An 18207-nucleotide genomic window follows, 5' to 3' on the forward strand; every position below is an offset into this window, starting at 1 on the left:
CACCGGAGCTACCTCATCCGCACGCCGGGGCTACCTCATCCTCCGCGCACCGGAGCAGCTATCTCATCCGGCCCCGGCCAGGCTCAGGGCCCGGGCGCCGGGGGCGCAGCTCTCGCGGAGGGCGGCCAGTTCGGCGGGCGGCAGGGTCGCGGCTGCCGAGCCCCGGCGGTCGCCGTCGAGCAGGGCGCTTCCGGCAGCCAGCCACTCCGGGAGGGGTTCCACGCCGAGGTGGTGGGCCAGCCGGGTGAGCTCGCGCTCGGGCGCGTCGAGCAGGCTCTCGTACGACAGGGACATCCGGATCCCGGCAGGGAGCCGGGACAGATGGGCCAGCCCCGCCACGATCGTGTGCGACCACAATCGGCCGAACTCGGCGACGGGTACGGATCGTTCGTAGAGCGGACGCAGATCGGCGTCGTCGTCGCTGAGCAGCGCCTCGAGACCGGCCGGAAGGCTCTCGGCGGTCTCGGCGCGCTCCGCCATGAGCTGGATCAGCCGGAATCCGGGGTGGCGGCTCATGGAGAGCGCGCAGTCGGCGCCGTCCCGGTGCAGATGGACGAACCGGGCCTCGGGAAAGACCTCCCGCAGCCGGGGCACCGACCGCAGCGAGTAGCCGGAGCGCTCCACGACGGCCCGTCGGCCGAACCGCTCCCCCAGCAGGTCGAACAGTGCCCGGTAGTGATCGGCCACCGGGGCGGCGGGCCGTCGGGACAGCTCCGGCTCCAGCGCGTCGAACAGCGCGTCGGGGTCGTCGGTGAGATGCGGCAGCGTCATCATGCACAGGGCCGGAATGCCACCGCCCGCCACCGAGAACCGCCCCTCGACATGCGGATACCGGTACTCCGGCAGCGGGATGCCATCGCGGATGACGCGGTTGGCGAACGACCTCGGAGTGGCGAGGATCCGCCAGAACTCCGCCCCGGTCAGCGGCGCCTCGGGCAGCGCGTCCGGCTCCAGCGCGGCGATCAGCTCGCTCACGCTGAGCAGATCCGGGTGCAGCCGCAGGACGCGGGACAGAGCGGTCGAACCGCATCGTCCGGTCCCCACGACGAAGGTCAGCGGCCGTAACGTCACCCCAGATGCCCCTTCCGTCTCGACAACTACCGCCCTTCTCTACCCAGCGCCGCCACCGCGCATCCCCGGCCACTTTCGTCACGGGTGGAGTACGCCCGCGCTCTTGTGGTCGGCTCTGCGTGACCGTACGTTCCACCGCACGGCCACCGCAGGACACACCCCCCACACCGCGGGACCCGACACTGGGTCCGTCACCGCACCTTCAAGACCTTGGAGGAGCCATGCCCGCACCTGTGTTCAGCCGCCGTCACGGTATGCGCGTCGCGGCCGCGGCGGCCGCCGCGCTTCCGCTCGCCTCCCAGCCGCAGTACGTGGCCACGGCGGTCGCCGCCGCCCCGAACGCCCCCGCCGACGGTTCACGGCTGGCCGTCATGACCTTCAATCTGCGCTACGCCGGCGACAGCGAGCCCAACTCCTGGGGCCGGCGCCGCCCGGTCATGCGGGAGCTGCTGCGCCGGGCCCGGCCCCATCTGCTGGGCACTCAGGAGGGGCTGTACGGCCAGTTGCGCGATATCGCCCACGACCTCGGACAGCGCTACGCGTGGATCGGCACCGGGCGGATGGGGGGCAGCCGCGACGAGTTCATGGCCGTCTTCTACGACACCGAGCGGCTCGAGCCCGTGGAGTACGACCACTTCTGGCTGTCCGACACCCCGAATGTGATCGGCTCCAACACCTGGGGCGGGGCCGTGGTCCGGATGGTCACCTGGGTGCGCTTCCACGACCGGCGGACCGGCAAGGAGTTCTACGCCCTCAACACCCATCTGGACCACCGCAGCCAGAACGCCCGTGACCACGCCGCCGCTCTGATCACCGAGCGGCTCGGCGGGCTGGACTCCGCGCTCCCCCGCGTCGTCACCGGCGACTTCAATGTGGCGGCCCACGGCAACCCGGTCTACGACGCCATGCTGAACGGCGGCACCCTGGTGGACTCGTGGGACACCGCCGAGCGGCGCGGCCCGCTGTACGGGACGTTCCACGGCTTCGGCCCGCTGGTCCCGGACGGCGACCGGATCGACTGGATCCTGACCTCGCCCGGTGTGCGCACCCACCACGCCGTCATCGACACCTATTCCGGGGACGGCCAGTACCCCAGCGACCATCTGCCGGTGCGGACCGTCCTGGAGCTGTGACGCGAGGCGCCCCGCGCCGAATGCCGTGAAGCCGTGATGCCGTCGATCCGCTCCCGCTCCCGGGGGCGGATCGAGCGGTTCGCCGCGCGGTGCGCGTCCCCGCCACGTTCGCCGGGCGTGCTCAGCGGCCTGATGCCACGACGGAAATCCCCCGCAGCCGCAGCAGGGCGGCCACGGCCAGCAGCGCCACACACCCCGTGAAGATGAGCCCGGCGGAGCGCAGCCCGACCGCGAGCGACAGCGCCCCCACGCCGATCACCGGAATCGAGATGGCCAGATACATCAGCACGAACAGGGCGGAGGTGACCTCGGCACGCCGGTCGGCCGGGCTGCGCTCGGTCACCACCCGTACGGCGGCGAGGAACGACAGCCCCTGGCCCGTCCCCGCGATCACGGCGCCCAGCACCAGCAGCGCCAGCGATGCGATCGCCAGCGAGACCGCGATGGCCGCCATACCGGCCACCAGCACCGCGCACCCGCCGGGCAGCGACCGCCCCGGGCCCAGCCGCCGCCCCAGCGCCTGCCCGGCGACCGAAGCGGCGAACACGGAGAACACCACGGCACCGGCCACCGCGAGATTGCTCTCCCCCTCCACCTCGCTCAGGAACGTGGGCGACACCGAGGTGAACAGGCCCAGGGTGGCGAAGCCCGCGAACCCCGCCATCGCCGCGGCCGCGAACGTCGCGCGCATCTCCTTGGGCACCCGCAGCCGCTGCGGCCTCAGCGACGGGCGCCCCCGGGTCCGTACGGTCTCCGGGAGAGCGAGCACCACGGCGGCGGCCACCGCCACCAGCACCAGGTCCACCACGAACACCAGCTTCAGCGGCGCCGGGGCGTACTGCGCCAGCACACCCGCGAGCAACGGGCCGACACCGAGACCGCCCAGGTTGGCCCCGGTGGCGAGAAGGGTGGCGGCACGGCGGCGGCGCTCGGGGGCCAGCTCGATCACCATCACGGTGGCGGTGCCGGTGGCCAGACCGGCGGACAGCCCCGACAGGGTGCGGCCCGTGAACAGCTCCGGCAGTCCGCCGGCGAGGAGGAAGCACACCGCGCTCAGGCCCGACAGCGCCAGCGCGGCCAGCAGGACGGGCCGTCGCCCGATGAAGTCGGACATGCGCCCGAGCAGCAGCAGCGCGACGATGACCCCCGCCGCGTACACGGCGAAGATCACCGTGACCATGAACGAGGAGAAGCCGAACTCCCGCTGATAGAGCGAGTAGAGCGGGGTGGGCAGCGTCGTACCGCACATCGTGACCACGAAGGCGTAGGCGGCCGCGAGGAACGGCCATCTCCTCTCCATGTCCTGGCGGCTTTCCATACGACCCGATTCCACCACACATCACCTCTGCGTCAAACGCGATGGCGCGGCGCCGCCTTCCTGGCGGGTTACGTGCGGTAGCGGGACATCCCGTCATTCGGCCCTGATCGCATGCGGCAGGATGGCACCTCACGCCGGAGCCGTACACATGTACGCCCGGCACAGCCCGTACACCCCAGGCACGAGCAGGTGGACAACGTGATCCCACAGAACTCCAGACCGGAGGCCGCACCGACGACCGCGGGCCGCGCGGCCGGTTCTGACGCGCTTTCCGGTATAGCGGACGGTGGCCGATGAACCGGGGCCTGACGTTGCACGATGTCATCCTCGTCGGGGCGGCGCTGGTCTGCGGTGCGGCCGGTGGTGTGCTGTTGCGCGTGGCGCTGCGCTGGCTGGGTGAGCGGGCCCGCTCCACCCGGTGGAGCGGCGACGACATCATCGTCGACACACTGCGCACACTGGCGCCGTGGGCGTCGATGGCCGCCGGAGTCGCCGCCGCGGCCGCCGCACTGCCGCTGACCGCCACGGTCGGCCATGACGTCAATCAGACGCTGAAGGCCGTGCTGATCCTGGTCAGCACGGTCACCGCGGCGCGGGTGGTGGCCGGTATGGTGCGCTCGCTGGCGCTGTCCCGCTCCGGGGTGGCGGGAACGGCCACCATCTTCGTCAACATCACGCGGATCGCGGTGCTGGCGATGGGCGTGCTGATCCTGCTGGAGACGCTGGGCGTCTCGATCGCACCGCTGCTCACCGCCCTGGGCGTGGGCGGTCTGGCGGTCGCCCTGGCGCTACAGGACACCCTGGCCAATCTCTTCGCGGGGGTGCACATCCTGGCCTCCAAGACGGTGCAGCCCGGCCACTACATCCGGCTCAGCAGCGGGGAGGAGGGATATGTGGTCGACATCAACTGGCGCAACACGGCGGTGCGGCAACTGTCGGACAACCTCGTCATCATCCCGAACGCCAAGCTGGGCAACACCATCATGACCAACTTCCACCAGCCCGAGCAGCAGATGTCGGTCATGGTCCAGGCGAGGGTCGGCTACGGAAGCGATCTGGACCATGTGGAGCGGGTGACCATCGAGGTGGCCGGGAAGGTGATGTCCGGCGTCGAGGGCGGGGTCGTCGACCACGAGACGAGCGTGCGCTTCCACACCTTCGGAGAGTCCGGCATCGACTTCTCGGTGTTTCTGCGGGCCCTGGAGTTCAGCGACCAGTACCTCATCAAGCATGAGTTCATGAAGGAGCTGCACCGCCGGTTCCGCGCCGAGGGCATCGAGATCCCGCTGCCCACCCGTACGCTCGTCCTGCCCGACCAGGACCGGCTGCCGCTGCCGGACCGTTCGGCGGTCTGACGCCGTCACGGCAGCAGCCGCCGCTCGGTGGCCACCGCCACCGCCCCGGCCCGGGTCTCGACCCCCAATTTCCCGTAGATCCGACCCAGATGGGTCTTGACCGTGGCCTCGCTGATGAACAGGGCCCGGGCGATCTCCCGGTTGCCCAGGCCACGGGCCAGTTGCCGCAGGATGTCGCGCTCCCGCTCGGACAGTCCGGGGCGCGGGCTGCGCATCCGGGCCAGCACCCGGTCGGCGACCGGGGCGGACAGCGCGGTACGGCCGGAGGCGGCGTTGCGGATCGCCGCGAACAGTTCCTCCGGCCGCTCGGCCTTGAGCAGATAGCCGGTGGCCCCGGCCTCGATGGCACGGGTGATGTCGGCGTCGGTGTCGAACATGGTGAGCACCAGGACGCGGGGCGCCGGCGGGTCGCCGGAGACCAGCCGCCGGGTGGCGGTCACCCCGTCCATGCCCTCCCCGAGCTGGAGATCCATCAGCACCACATCGGGCCGGAGCCGGTCGGCCATGGCGAGGGCCTCCTCGCCACTTCCCGCCTCGCCGACCACTTCGATGCCGTCGGTGCTGGCCAGCAGCGCTCGCAAACCGGCCCGCACCACGGCGTGGTCGTCGCAGAGCAGCAGCCGGATGGCAGGGGCGGGCGGGACCGGGCTCGGGCTCGAGGCAGCGCCGGACGGCGGGGACGGGGTCGGGCTCATGCCGTGGCCTCCACGGGACGGTCGGGGACGAGGGCGGGGAGGGGATCGACGGGGATGGCGGCCGAGACGACGGTCCCCTCGCCCGGTGCGGATTCGACGGTGAGTGTGCCGCCGAGCTGACGTACGCGGACCCGCATCGCCCGCAGCCCGTGTCCGCGTGACCGGTCCGCTCCTGGCGCGGGGACCGCGTCGGTGTCGAAACCGCGGCCGTCATCGGCGATGTCCAGACAGATCTGGTCGCCCATGCAGGTCAGGGTGAGCGCGGCCCGGCTCGCCCCGGCGTGCTCCCGCACATTGGCCAGCGCGCCCTGGGCGATGCGCAGCAGCGCCGCCGCCACCGGCTCGGGCAGCGGCCCGAGGGGTCCGTCGAGATGGAAGTCCACCGTCCGCCCCGCGCCGCTCTCCCGCTCGGCCAGCGCGCCGAGCGCCTGGGCCAGGGAGCGCTCGGCGAGGTCGACCGGGGCCAGGTCCTGGACGAACCGGCGGGCCTCGGCGAGACTGCGGGAGGCGATCTCCGCCGCGTCGCGCATATGGCCTCGGGCCGCCGCCGGGTCCGTCTCCCAGGTGCGGTCGGCGGCCTGAAGCAGCATCCGCTGGCTGGACAGGCCCTGGGCGAGGGTGTCATGGATCTCCGAGGACAGCCGCTGGCGCTCGGCCAGGATTCCGGCCCGCCGCTCGGTCGCGGCCAGATCTCGGCGGGTACGGACCAGATCGTCGATCAGCACCCGCTGCCGCGCCGACTGGCGCCGCAGATGAATGAGGACGGCGGCGGCCACGGCGGCGATGGCGGGCGGTGCGATCAGCGCGTTGGGATCGAAGCCGTCGTGCATGAACCGCAGTTTCGAGGCGACGACGAGCGCGGTGAGCACGGCGGCCAAGGGCACCGCGAACCGGGTGGGCAGCGTGTGCAGACCGGTGAAGAACAGCGGCATGGCACACCATGCGGCGCTCGGCGCGAGAACCAGCAGCGCGACCCATGCGGCCAGCACCGCTGTCAGCCAGACCAGATAGCGGCCGGAGGGCCGGCCGCCGGGGCTCGGCGCGGGCGCCGGCCACCGGCCGGGCAGATAGAGCGCGCCGAAGGCCACGAAGAGGGCGACGACCCAGCCGTTCGGCGCGGTGCCGGTGTCCCGGATCAGATAGCGGACCAGTGAGGAGCCCAGCAGCAGGAAGAAGGCGATGTGCAGGACCGCCGTCAGCCACCGCTCGTCCGGATCGTCCACCCCGTCGGTCCCGGATCGCCCGGACCATGCCGACCACATCGCCGACCACGGCGCCCACCCTGACCGCCCGTCCGCCCTGACCGCCCCGACCGCCGACCGCACCTGGGCCCCTCCCCGCTCTCCGGATTCGCTCCGGACCTCTCCGGTTCTTCTTGCGTCCACTCCCTCAGCCAGTCCTAACCCGCCCGGCCGGACCCCGCATCATCCGATCGGTTGATACGGCGTTCACCCGGACCGCGTCCGGACCGGGACCGCTCCGCCGATCCGCGCCGTCGCCACGGCACCGAGGCTGGTACCGACAACAGCGACGCGGGAACGCATCGTCCGCCGCGTCCGTACGACGACCATGAGAGAGTCCACATGCCCGCCAAGAACCTCGGCGTCAACCGCTCCGCCCTCGGCCACCGGGTCTCCTACGCGCTGCGCCACCCGCAGCGCGTACCGAGTCATCTGGTCCGTGCCACCCGGGACGCCTGGCTGCGCTACCGCTACCCCGACCACGTCGCGTACTACCGCGCGGTGATGCGGTCCGACACCCGCACCAGCCCGGAGGCGGCGGTCGGCAGCCGCAGCCATGAGCGGTGGCTGGCGCTGGGCGCGATGCAGTTCGACTACCTCCTGGACCACGGACTGCGGCCGGAACACCGGATGCTGGAGATCGGCTGCGGCAATCTGCGGGCGGGCTGGCGGTTCATCAGCCATCTGAAGCCGGGCCACTATTACGGCGTCGACATCTCGCCCGAGATCCTCGCTGCCGCCCAGGACACGCTGGTGCGCGAGGGGTTGCAGGACCGCCGTCCCACCCTCACTCCGGTCCGCGATCTGACGCTGCGATTTCTGCCCGACGCCCACTTCGACGTTGTGCACGCGCACAGTGTCTTCTCGCACTCGCCACTGCCCGTCATCGAGGAGTGCCTGGCCCATGTCGGCCGCGTCATGGCGCCCGGCGGCTGGTTCGACTTCACCTTCGACCGCACCGAGGGCGTCGAACACCAGGTACTGCGGGAGGACTTCTACTACCGCACCGAGACGCTCATAGCGCTGGCGGAGAAACACGGTCTGGCGGCCCGGTTCATGGCGGACTGGGAGGAGCTGCCGCACGGTCAGTCGAAGATCCGCGTCACCCACCGCGAGGCCGCGCGGACGTCCTGACCCGCCGTTCCTCAGCCGGTGCTCCCTCTGCGGTGGCCGACTATTCGGTGAAGCAATACCCGAGGCATATGTTGACGCTCAATCGGGCCTTGAGGTTCCACTGGGATCCTGTGACACACTTCATATCGCAACGCAGAGGACAAAATCGTTGCTAGGGAGTGCCGTAGACTTTTAGTACGTACTGTTGCGTGGTGGATAGACGAATACATGGAGCACCAAGAGGTCACTCATGCAGCCCTTCGTACTGAAGCACGCAATCCCTGCCGAGCGGTCGTCGGCGAGCGTTCCCTACGCCTATAGCGCCGCCCTGCAGTTGAATGTCCTCTCCGACGGGCGTCCGGCCATCGCCGACCATGCGGTGCTGCTGGCCACCGGCACCACCACGTCCACAGCGGGTTCCAAGACGCACTTCGACGACTGACCTGCGCATACGTCGATGACGGTACTCATCCTGACCTGTCGCCAGGATGTCACCGCCGACTTGGTGGTGGCAGAGCTGCGCGAACAAGGCGTCCCTCTGGTGCGTTTCGATCCGGCCGACCTTCCGGATCAGGCCGGGCTGTCGGTCGAATTCGATCGCGGTGACTTCACTGGTTATCTGTCGACCGAGGGACGCCTCGTCAGCATCCACGGTGTGCGCTCCATCTGGGTGCGCAGGCCGGGCCGCCCCGCGGCCCACGCGGCGAATCCATCGGAGTGGCTGACCGCCGAGTGCGGACAGGCGCTCTACGGGATGCTCTACGCGACAACGGCCCGCTGGATGAACCATCCAGCAGCCGCCGAACCGGCCCGGCACAAACCGTTCCAGTTGCGAGTCGCCCAGCACAGCGGTTTCGCCGTGCCCTCGACTCTGGTCACCACCTATCCGCGCGCGGCACGCGATTTCGCCGTCCAGTGCTCGGACATCGTGGTGAAATCCGCCTCCGGTCCGCCAACCGCCGATCCGCCGGTAACGTTGCCTACAACGCGTATCGATCCGGACACAGATTTCTCCGATGTCGCGGCCGGGGCAACCCTTCTTCAGCGGTACATTCCCAAAGCGGCCGACATCCGGCTGATCTGCGTCGGCAGCGAGTTATTCGCCGCACGCAAGACCGCCGGCTCGGGGCAGGTGGACGGGCGCTTTGGATGTCATGGACACCGCTGGGAACCCGTGGATGTGCCCGCCAGAATCGTGCGCGCCGTTCATGAGTACATGGCTCTCACCGGTCTCGCCTACGGGGCCTTCGACTTCGCCGAGGACGCCGATGGCCTTTGGTGGTTCCTGGAGTGCAACCAGGGCGGCCAATTCGGCTTTGTCGAGCTGGAGACCGGTCAGCCCATCGCGGCGGCGGTCGCGTCCTGGCTGGCGGCGCCCGGGGCCGCCCACCGGTGACGAGCGGGCCGGAGCACCGTGGCTGCGGAGGCGGCGCGGGTGATCACCGAGCCGGCGCGTTGAGGGCGGTCCCGTCCCCGTTCGCGCCGGTCCGGGGCACTCGCGAACACCCCTGCGTACGGACCGTGACGGCCGACTACGCACCGGGGCGGTGCTGCGCCGGACCGGCCCGCCGGTCGTATCCTGAAGCGAGAGTCTGCGCTACCCAGGGTTTCCCGCCCTCCCTCAGCGCGGGAGGTTCCGATGACCGTCGCCGACAGCGTCCGCCGCCCGGCGGACGCGTCCCGCTATGTGCCGATCGCCGAGCACGGTCTGATCGGCGATCTGCGCACCGCCGCGCTCGTCGATACCCGCGGCACCATCGACTGGTACTGCCCGGTCCGGTTCGACGCACCCAGTGTGTTCGCGTCGATCCTGGACGCCGACCGCGGCGGTTCGTTCCGGCTCACACCGGAGGTGCCCGCCCGGACGAAGCAGTTCTACTTCCCCGACACCAATATCCTCATCACCCGCTTCTTCGCGGACGACGGAGTCGCCGAGGTCCAGGACTTCATGCCGATCGTGGACGACTCACGCGAGGCGGACCGGCACCGGCTGATCCGCCGGGTGCTGTGCGTACGCGGCTCGCTGCCCTTCAGCGCGCGGGTGGCGCCCCGGTTCGACTACGCCCGGCAGTCGCATACGGTGCGCGCCGAGGAGGGGCTCACGATCTTCGAGTCCCCGGAGCTGTCGCTGGCGCTCACCTCCAGCGTCACCGTGGAGACCGACGGGGCCGATGTGGTGTCCACGTTCAAGCTGGTCGAGGGCGAGTCCGCGGTCTTCGCGCTCGACCGGATCGGCGGCACGGTGCAGCCGCGGCACTGCCCGCAGGCGGAGGCGGAGAAGCTGTTCGACGCCACCGTGCGCTACTGGCGCCGCTGGCTCTCGCAGTCCCGCTACCGCGGGCGGTGGCGGGAGATGGTGCACCGCTCCGCGCTCACCCTCAAGCTGCTCACCTACGCGCCGACCGGCGCCATCGTGGCCGCCCCGACCACCAGCCTGCCCGAGCAGATCGGCGGCGAGCGCAACTGGGACTACCGGTATGTATGGGTCCGCGATGCCGCGTTCTGTATCTACGCACTGCTCAGGCTGGGCTTCACCCAGGAGGCCGAGGCGTTCGTCCGGTTCCTGTCCGAGAAGATCAGCTTCGAGGACGGCCCCGGCGGCCCGATGCAGATCATGTACGGCATCGACGGCCGCAGCGAGATCCCCGAGCAGACGCTCCCCCATCTGGAGGGCCATCAGGGCTCCGCCCCGGTCCGGGTCGGCAACGCGGCGGTCCACCAGCTCCAGTTGGACATCTACGGAGCGCTGGTGGACTCCCTCTATCTCTACGACAAATGGGGGCAGCCGCTGGCCAGCGACCACTGGGACACCGTCAGCGACGCGGTCGGCTGGGTCTGCGACAACTGGGACCGGCCCGATATGAGCGTCTGGGAGACCCGCGCCGGCCCGCAGTACTTCCTGTACTCGCAGCTCATGTGCTGGGTCGCGATCGAGCGGGCGATGCGCATCGCCCGCCACCGCGGCCTGCCCGCGGACATGACCCGCTGGTCGAAGGCGCGCGATGACATCTACCGCCGGATCATGCGCTGCGGCTGGTCGCCGCGGCGGCGCGCCTTCGTACAGCGCGAGGGCGAGGAGGTGCTCGACGCCTCGGTGCTGATGATGCCGCTGTCCAAGTTCATCTCCCCCACCGACCCCAAATGGCTGTCCACGCTGGACGCGCTGGGCGAGGAGCTGGTGTCCGATTCGCTGGTCTACCGCTACGACCCCACGGTCAGCCCGGACGGGCTGCGCGGTGCGGAGGGCACCTTCTCGATCTGCTCGTTCTGGTACGTCGAGGCGCTGTCCCGGGCCGGACGGGTGGACGACGCACGGCTGGCCTTCGAGAAGATGCTCACCTACGCCAACCATGTCGGGCTGTACGCGGAGGAAATCGGCCGCACCGGTGAGCAGATCGGCAACTTCCCGCAGGCGTTCACCCATCTCGCGCTCATCAGCGCCGCGTTCAACCTGGACCGGGCCCTGGGCTGATCACGCGGGCCCGGCCGGCCGCTGGATAGAGTGGTCGGCCATGGGGAACGGGGAGGGGCCGGCCACCGGGCCGGAACACGGCGTCCAGGGCAGCACACAGACCGCATGGCCGGCGCCGAGCGCGATCGAGCGGGAGCTGTACGAGGCGAAGACCCGCGGCGACTGGTCGGCGTACTTCGATGTGCTGGCCCGCGCCGAACTCTTCGTCGCCGACGCGTACTCCCGCCTCCAGGCGCGCCCCGGGACGGTGCTGTTCACCCCGTACTGGTATCCCCAGGTGCAGGCCAACTGCCTGCCCATCTTCACCGAGGGCATGCTCCCCGCGCCCCATCCGGAGACCGTCTATCTCTCCTATTCCCTGGGGTGGTTCGCCACGGAGTGGGAGCCCGGCGATCCGCCGTGGATCGTGGTCAACCCGGGCAGTCCGTGTGAGACGTTCTTCCCGACCTCCCCCACGCACCGCGCGCTGTGGAGCGGCCACGCCGAACACGCCGCCGAGGGCCGCGCACACGCGCCCATGGAGCTGCGCGGGCTGCGGGTGGGCGGGCCGACACAGGGCCCGGTGGCCCATGGACTGGCCTGCGGGGCGCTGCTGTTCGTCAAGAACGGCGAGCTGTGGAACGCGATGGCCTACCACGGTGGCGGATACACCCGTGAGCGGAGCCGGCTCAAGGAGTGGTGGGGCATCACCGCCCGGGAGGAGTGGCAGCGCATCCAGGAGCTGCTGCTGGGCGCCGAAATGATCAGCGGCGTCTGGGAGTTCGCGCTCGGGGTGCGCCGCACCCTGGCCCTGGACTTCGCCGGCCCGGTCGGGGTGGACCACTGGCGGACGGTGGCCGAGCGGGTGCTGCGGCGCACCGCCGCCGAGCCCGGCGAGGTCCGGATCACCCCCGACGGGGTCACCAAGGCGGAGCCCCGGGACAGCGCGGAGGTGGAGGCACAGGTGGCGGGCGTGCAGCGGCTCATCGGCCGGATCGCCCGCTATGAGGCCCGGTTCCGCGCGGACGGCCTGCTCGCCGAGGGCAAGTTCGTCCGCACGGTGGAGGCGTGGGACTACGGGCGGGCCTCGGGAATGGCCCGCTGGGGGCTCGCCGCCCGGTTCTGCTCCCTCGACGAGGCCGAGCGCGCGGTGCTGCGCGCGGGACGGTCGGCGCAGGCCAACTACCGCTCCTGGGAGGAGTTCTCCGCCGCGTACATCCTCGGGCGGTGTCTCCACTTCGACGACGAGGAGTTCGGCGAGTGGTACGAGGACATGCTCACCGCGCATCGCATCCTCACCACCGATCCCGAGAGCCCCTGGCTCACCCTTCCCTGGAAGTGACCCCGGTGGGACCGGGGTCACCGGCCGCCGACGCGGTCCTCGGCCAGCACCCGGGCCATGGTGCGCTCGGCCAGGGCGGTGATGGTGACGAACGGGTTGACGCCGATGGAGCCCGGGATGAGGGATCCATCGGTCACATAGAGCCCGTCGTAGCCGGACACCCGGCCGTACTCGTCGGTGGCCCGGCCCAGGACACAGCCGCCCAGTGGGTGGTAGCAGAAGTCGTCGGCGATGGCCCGGGTGTCGCCGAAGAGGTCATAGCGGTAGATGGTGGCGTTGGCGTAGTTGACGCGGTCGAAGAGCGCCTTGGCCGCGGCGACCGAGGGCGCGCTCTGGGCGCGGGTCCAGTTGAGCACGGCGGCGTCCTTGGCCGCGTCGTAGGTGAAGGCGGCGCGCTCGGGGTTCCGGGTGATGGCGAGGTAGAGGCTGACCCAGGTCTCGAGGCCGGCGGGCAGCGGGGCGATCTCGGCGAAGACCGGGTTGGCGGTGTTGGACCAGTCGTCGATCGCCATCACCGGGATGGTGGACTGACGGGCGCCGGTCGGGTGCCACACATGGTTGGCGCGGCCGAGCATGACGTTGCCGTTGCCGCCCCAGCCCCGGCCGACCTCCTCGCTCAGCTCGGGCAGGGCGCCGGTCTCGCGGGCGCGCAGCAGGAGTTCGGTGGTGCCGAGGCTGCCCGCGCCGAGGAAGAGCGAACCGCAGGTGATCTCGTCGGTGGAGACGACGGTGCCGGTGGTGTCGATGCGCTCCACGGTGAGGACATAGCTGCCGTCAGGCGCCCGCCGCAGGGCCCGGGCCCGGCTGAGGGTGTGCAGGGTGACCTGGCCGGTGCCGAGCGCGGCCGCGAGATAGGTCTTGCCGAGGCTGCGCTTGCCGAAGTTGTTGCCGTAGATGACCTCCTGGGCGAGCGCCGACTTGGTCGCCGTTCCGTCGGCCTCGCGCTGCATGTAGTCGAAGTCGTAGACGTTGGGCATGAAGACGGTCTTCAGGCCCGCCCTGGCGGCCTGGTCGCGGGCGACGCGGGCGTAGGTGTACCACTCCGTGGCCTCGAACCACGCGGCGGGCACGGTGTTGGCGCCGAGCATGCGGTTGGCCAGCGGGAAGTAGGTGTCGTACATCGGGTCCGCGGCCACCTGCGGCAGCATCTGCTGGAAGTACGAGCGCGACGGGGTGACCGCGATACCGCCGTTGACCAGCGAGCCGCCGCCGACCCCGCGGCCCACGTAGACGGACATGCCGGGGAAGCGGACGCGGTCCAGGACGCCGGGGTAGGGGGTGATGTCCTTGTTGATGACGTCCAGCCACAGAAAGGTGGACAGGGGCGCCTCGGTTCTGCTCTTGAACCACATGGAGCGCTGGTCGGGGGCGGTCATCGAGCAGTGGATCCGGCCGTCGGGACCCGGGGTGTCCCATAACCGTCCCATCTCCACGACGAGGGTTTTGATGCCCGCCTCGCCGAGCCGGAGCGCGGCCACGGCCGCGCCGTAGCCCGAGCCGACGACGACGGCGGGGAAGTGTTCGGCGCTCCCGGCGGCGGCCGCCGCCGGGGTGAGGCCGATGCGCGTGAGTCCGAGGGCCGCCGCGCTCTGCAGGGCGGCCAGACCGAGAATGTGACGACGCGTCAGGTTTGCTGTCATGGCGGCATGATGGGCGGAATCGCCAGATCTCGCCATGGCATGACGCAAGGTCGTTTTCGGCGGTCATGTTCGGCATCGGAGGACTTGCGCGAGTTCTCGTTATTTACCAATTACCGTCACACACGCGCTCCTCGATCCCAGCATCCGAAACGGCGCTCCGGGGCCACGCACGGCATCACCCGGCGCGGCCACGGGGCCACTCTCCGCATCCGCTGCGACCATGGACCACAAGGGCCGGGCGCCATCCCGCACGCCATCCACGAGAACTCGATCACACCCCGGGCGTCCCGCGTGGCACGCGGCAGTAGGGTTCGCCGACAAGCGTGTGTTGTAGGTACCGGGCAGGTAGAAGGGATCGGGCATGTTCCGCAAGGTGCTGGTCGCCAATCGTGGAGAGATCGCCATTCGCGCCTTCCGCGCCGGCTATGAGCTGGGCGCGAGAACCGTAGCCGTGTTCCCGCATGAGGACCGCAACTCGCTGCATCGGCTCAAGGCCGATGAGGCATATGAGATCGGTGAGCCGGGCCATCCGGTGCGGGCCTATCTCTCCGTCGAGGAGATCGTCCGCGCGGCGCGCAGTGCGGGCGCGGACGCCGTTTATCCCGGCTATGGCTTTTTGTCCGAGAACCCCGATCTCGCACGTGCGTGCGAAGAGGCGGGGATCACGTTCGTGGGGCCCAGCGCGCAGATCCTGGAGCTCACCGGGAACAAGGCGCGCGCGGTGGCCGCGGCCCGTGCGGCCGGGGTGCCGGTGCTCGGCTCCTCCGAGCCGTCGACCGATGTGGACGAGCTGGTCCGGGCCGCGGACGAGCTCGGCTTCCCGGTGTTCGTCAAGGCCGTCGCCGGTGGTGGCGGGCGCGGAATGCGCAGGGTCGAGAACCGGGAGACGCTGCGTGAGTCCATCGAGGCGGCGGCGCGGGAGGCCGAGTCCGCCTTCGGCGACTCCACGGTCTTCCTGGAGAAGGCGGTGGTGGAGCCCCGCCATATCGAGGTGCAGATCCTCGCCGACGGGCAGGGCGATGTCATCCATCTGTTCGAACGCGACTGTTCGGTGCAGCGACGCCACCAGAAGGTGATCGAGCTGGCGCCGGCACCCAACCTCGATCCGGAGCTGCGGGCACGGATCTGCGAGGACGCGGTGAAGTTCGCCCGGCAGATCGGCTATCGCAACGCCGGCACGGTGGAGTTCCTGCTCGACCGCGAGGGCCGCCATGTGTTCATCGAGATGAATCCGCGGATCCAGGTCGAGCACACGGTGACCGAGGAGATCACCGACGTCGATCTGGTCCAGTCGCAGTTGCGGATCGCCGCCGGCCAGACCCTGGCCGACCTCGGCCTCGCCCAGGACACCGTATATCTGCGGGGTGCGGCGCTTCAGTGCCGGATCACCACCGAGGACCCGGCCAACGGCTTCCGCCCGGACACCGGGATGATCAGCGCGTATCGCTCCCCGGGCGGCTCGGGCATCCGGCTGGACGGTGGCACCACCCACTCCGGTGCGGAGATCAGCGCCCACTTCGACTCGATGCTGGTCAAGCTGACCTGCCGGGGGCGCGACTTCGCGACCGCGGTCGGCCGCGCCCGGCGCGCGGTGGCCGAGTTCCGCATCCGCGGCGTCTCCACGAACATCCCCTTCCTCCAGGCGGTGCTGGACGATCCGGACTTCCGGGCCGGGCAGGTCACCACGTCGTTCATCGAGCAGCGGCCGCATCTGCTGACCGCGCGCCACTCCGCCGACCGCGGTACCAAGCTGCTCACCTATCTCGCCGATGTCACGGTGAACAAGCCGCACGGCGAGCGGCCCCATCTGATCAACGCGACCACCAAGCTGCCCCCGGTGCCGGACACCGAGCCGCCCGCCGGCTCCAAGCAGCGGCTCACCGAGCTTGGCCCGGAGGGTTTCGCGCGGTGGCTGCGCGAGTCGCCCACCATCGGGGTCACCGACACCACCTTCCGGGACGCGCATCAGTCGCTGCTGGCCACCCGGGTCCGCACCAGGGACCTGCTGGCCGTGGCCCCGGTGGTGGCGCGGAGCGTGCCGCAGTTGCTGTCGCTGGAGTGCTGGGGCGGGGCCACCTACGACGTGGCGCTGCGCTTCCTGGCCGAGGACCCGTGGGAGCGGCTGGCCAAGCTGCGCGAGGCCGTGCCCAACATCTGTCTCCAGATGCTGCTGCGCGGCCGCAACACGGTGGGCTACACGCCGTATCCGACCGAGGTGACCACCGCCTTCGTACAGGAGGCCACGGCCACCGGAATCGACATCTTCCGGATCTTCGACGCGCTGAACGACATCGGGCAGATGCGGCCCGCGATCGACGCGGTACGGGAGACGGGCTCGGCGATCGCCGAGGTGGCGCTCTGCTACACCTCCGACCTGTCCGACCCCTCCGAGCGGCTCTACACCCTCGACTACTATCTGCGGCTCGCCGAGCAGATCGTGGACGCGGGCGCGCATGTGCTGGCCATCAAGGACATGGCGGGGCTGCTGCGCGCCCCGGCCGCGGCCACGCTGGTCTCCGCGCTGCGCAGGGAGTTCGACCTGCCGGTGCACATCCACACCCATGACACCGCGGGCGGCCAGCTCGCCACCTATCTCGCGGCGGTCCAGGCCGGTGCGGACGCGGTGGACGGCGCGGTGGCCTCCATGGCGGGCACCACCTCCCAGCCGTCGCTGTCGGCGATCGTGGCCGCCACCGACCACTCCGACCGGCCGACCGGGCTCGACCTCGAGGCGATCGGCGGCCTGGAGCCGTACTGGGAGGCCGTGCGCAAGATCTACGCACCGTTCGAGGCGGGCCTCGCCTCGCCGACCGGGCGGGTGTACCACCATGAGATCCCCGGTGGTCAGCTCTCCAATCTGCGCACCCAGGCCATCGCGCTCGGCCTCGGCGACCGCTTCGAGGAGATCGAGGCGATGTACACCGCCGCGGACCGGATGCTGGGCCATCTGGTGAAGGTCACCCCGTCGTCGAAGGTGGTCGGCGATCTCGCGCTGCACCTGGTGGGGGCGGGAGTGTCGCCAAAGGACTTCGAGGCGGATCCGGGCCGGTACGACATCCCGGACTCGGTCATCGGGTTCCTCCGCGGCGAGCTGGGCAATCCGCCGGGCGGCTGGCCCGAGCCGTTCCGCAGCAAGGCGCTGGAGGGCCGCGCCGCCGCCAAGCCGACGGCCGCGGAGCTGTCCACGGAGGACCGGGAGCAGTTGGAGAAGGATCCGCGGGCGACGCTGAACCGGCTGCTGTTCCCCGGTCCGACCAAGGAGTTCGAGGCGCATCGGCAGGCCCACGGCGACACCAGCGTGCTGGACAGCAAGGACTTCTTCTACGGGCTGCGCCCGCGGCAGGAGTACACGGTGGACCTCGAGCCCGGGGTCCGGCTGCTGATCGAGCTGGAGGCCATCGGCGACGCCGACGAGCGCGGTATGCGCACCGTGATGGCCTCGCTGAACGGGCAGTTGCGCCCGGTCCAGGTACGGGACAACTCGGCGGCCTCCGACGTACCGGCCACCGAGAAGGCCGACCGGAGCAACCCCGGCCATGTGGCGGCGCCCTTCGCGGGTGTGGTGACGCTGGCGGTGGCCGAGGGCGATCAGGTGGAGGCCGGTGCCACCGTGGCCACGATCGAGGCGATGAAGATGGAGGCCACCATCGCGGCCCCGAGGAGCGGGACGGTGTCGCGCATCGCCATCAGCGCGATCCAGCAGGTGGAAGGCGGCGATCTGCTGGTCGCCCTGAGCTGAGCCGACAGCGTCGACAAGTCGCCGCCACCGGTCCCCGGCCCTCGGGTCAGGGGGCTCGGTGGCGGCGGCTTCGTATGCCCGCGGAAAGGTGTCCACCGGCCCAGCGCCT

General features: G+C 70.6%; 13 protein-coding genes. 8 read left to right on the forward strand and 5 right to left on the reverse strand.

Annotated features, from left to right (window positions below; all coding sequences use genetic code 11):
• Window positions 1–63: 63 nt before the first annotated feature.
• Window positions 64–1071: a sulfotransferase family protein gene (locus tag ACK1X7_RS03375; protein ID WP_385146527.1), complete on the reverse strand. Its 1008-nt coding sequence runs from the start codon at window positions 1069–1071 to the stop codon at window positions 64–66.
• Between the two features lie 221 nt (window positions 1072–1292).
• On the opposite strand from ACK1X7_RS03375, the gene ACK1X7_RS03380 reads away from it, so the two are divergent.
• Complete coding sequence (locus tag ACK1X7_RS03380; protein WP_385146529.1) at window positions 1293–2204, forward strand: endonuclease/exonuclease/phosphatase family protein; 912 nt, start codon at window positions 1293–1295, stop codon at window positions 2202–2204.
• A gap of 121 nt (window positions 2205–2325) precedes the next feature.
• Here ACK1X7_RS03380 and ACK1X7_RS03385 read toward each other — a convergent pair whose 3' ends face one another.
• Entirely contained in the window at window positions 2326–3504 is a 1179-nt protein-coding gene (locus ACK1X7_RS03385; protein ID WP_385146531.1) for an MFS transporter, read from the reverse strand.
• 311 nt (window positions 3505–3815) lie between these two features.
• Here ACK1X7_RS03385 and ACK1X7_RS03390 point away from each other — a divergent pair, with 311 nt between their 5' ends.
• Window positions 3816–4877, forward strand: coding sequence for a mechanosensitive ion channel family protein (locus tag ACK1X7_RS03390; RefSeq protein WP_385146533.1), 1062 nt, complete (start codon window positions 3816–3818; stop codon window positions 4875–4877).
• Window positions 4878–4882: 5 nt separating this feature from the next.
• Here the strand turns inward: ACK1X7_RS03390 and ACK1X7_RS03395 are convergent, their stop codons facing one another.
• Window positions 4883–5572 (reverse strand): response regulator, encoded by a 690-nt coding sequence (locus tag ACK1X7_RS03395; protein ID WP_390794548.1) that lies wholly within the window; start codon window positions 5570–5572, stop codon window positions 4883–4885.
• Window positions 5569–6834, reverse strand: coding sequence for a sensor histidine kinase (locus ACK1X7_RS03400; protein WP_390794595.1), 1266 nt, complete (start codon window positions 6832–6834; stop codon window positions 5569–5571). Before ACK1X7_RS03400 ends, ACK1X7_RS03395 begins: the two co-directional genes overlap by 4 nt.
• A 321-nt stretch (window positions 6835–7155) precedes the next feature.
• On the opposite strand from ACK1X7_RS03400, the gene ACK1X7_RS03405 reads away from it, so the two are divergent.
• From ACK1X7_RS03405 to ACK1X7_RS03425, 5 genes are all read left to right on the forward strand, one after another.
• Window positions 7156–7947, forward strand: coding sequence for a class I SAM-dependent methyltransferase (locus tag ACK1X7_RS03405; protein ID WP_385146537.1), 792 nt, complete (start codon window positions 7156–7158; stop codon window positions 7945–7947).
• A 229-nt stretch (window positions 7948–8176) separates the two neighbouring features.
• A complete protein-coding gene (gene tgmA / locus ACK1X7_RS03410) occupies window positions 8177–8368 on the forward strand; it encodes a putative ATP-grasp-modified RiPP (protein WP_361501372.1) in 192 nt (63 codons plus the stop codon).
• A 15-nt stretch (window positions 8369–8383) separates the two neighbouring features.
• The gene (tgmB, locus tag ACK1X7_RS03415; RefSeq protein ID WP_385146539.1) at window positions 8384–9322 is read left to right on the forward strand and encodes an ATP-grasp ribosomal peptide maturase; all 939 of its coding nucleotides are present in this window, start codon (window positions 8384–8386) and stop codon (window positions 9320–9322) included.
• A 243-nt stretch (window positions 9323–9565) separates the two neighbouring features.
• On the forward strand, window positions 9566–11398 hold the full coding sequence (locus ACK1X7_RS03420) for a glycoside hydrolase family 15 protein (RefSeq protein ID WP_385146541.1): 1833 nt from the start codon (window positions 9566–9568) through the stop codon (window positions 11396–11398).
• A gap of 40 nt (window positions 11399–11438) precedes the next feature.
• The gene (locus ACK1X7_RS03425) at window positions 11439–12719 is read left to right on the forward strand and encodes a DUF1266 domain-containing protein (protein ID WP_385146543.1); all 1281 of its coding nucleotides are present in this window, start codon (window positions 11439–11441) and stop codon (window positions 12717–12719) included.
• A gap of 17 nt (window positions 12720–12736) precedes the next feature.
• Here the strand turns inward: ACK1X7_RS03425 and ACK1X7_RS03430 are convergent, their stop codons facing one another.
• Entirely contained in the window at window positions 12737–14359 is a 1623-nt protein-coding gene (locus ACK1X7_RS03430; RefSeq protein WP_385146545.1) for a GMC oxidoreductase, read from the reverse strand.
• A 361-nt stretch (window positions 14360–14720) separates the two neighbouring features.
• On the opposite strand from ACK1X7_RS03430, the gene ACK1X7_RS03435 reads away from it, so the two are divergent.
• A complete protein-coding gene (locus tag ACK1X7_RS03435; RefSeq protein ID WP_398160399.1) occupies window positions 14721–18098 on the forward strand; it encodes a pyruvate carboxylase in 3378 nt (1125 codons plus the stop codon).
• The last annotated feature ends 109 nt before the right edge of the window (window positions 18099–18207 follow it).

It is taken from the genome of Streptomyces sp. CY-1 (assembly GCF_047218265.1).
Classification (GTDB): Bacteria; Actinomycetota; Actinomycetes; order Streptomycetales; family Streptomycetaceae; genus Streptomyces; species Streptomyces niphimycinicus.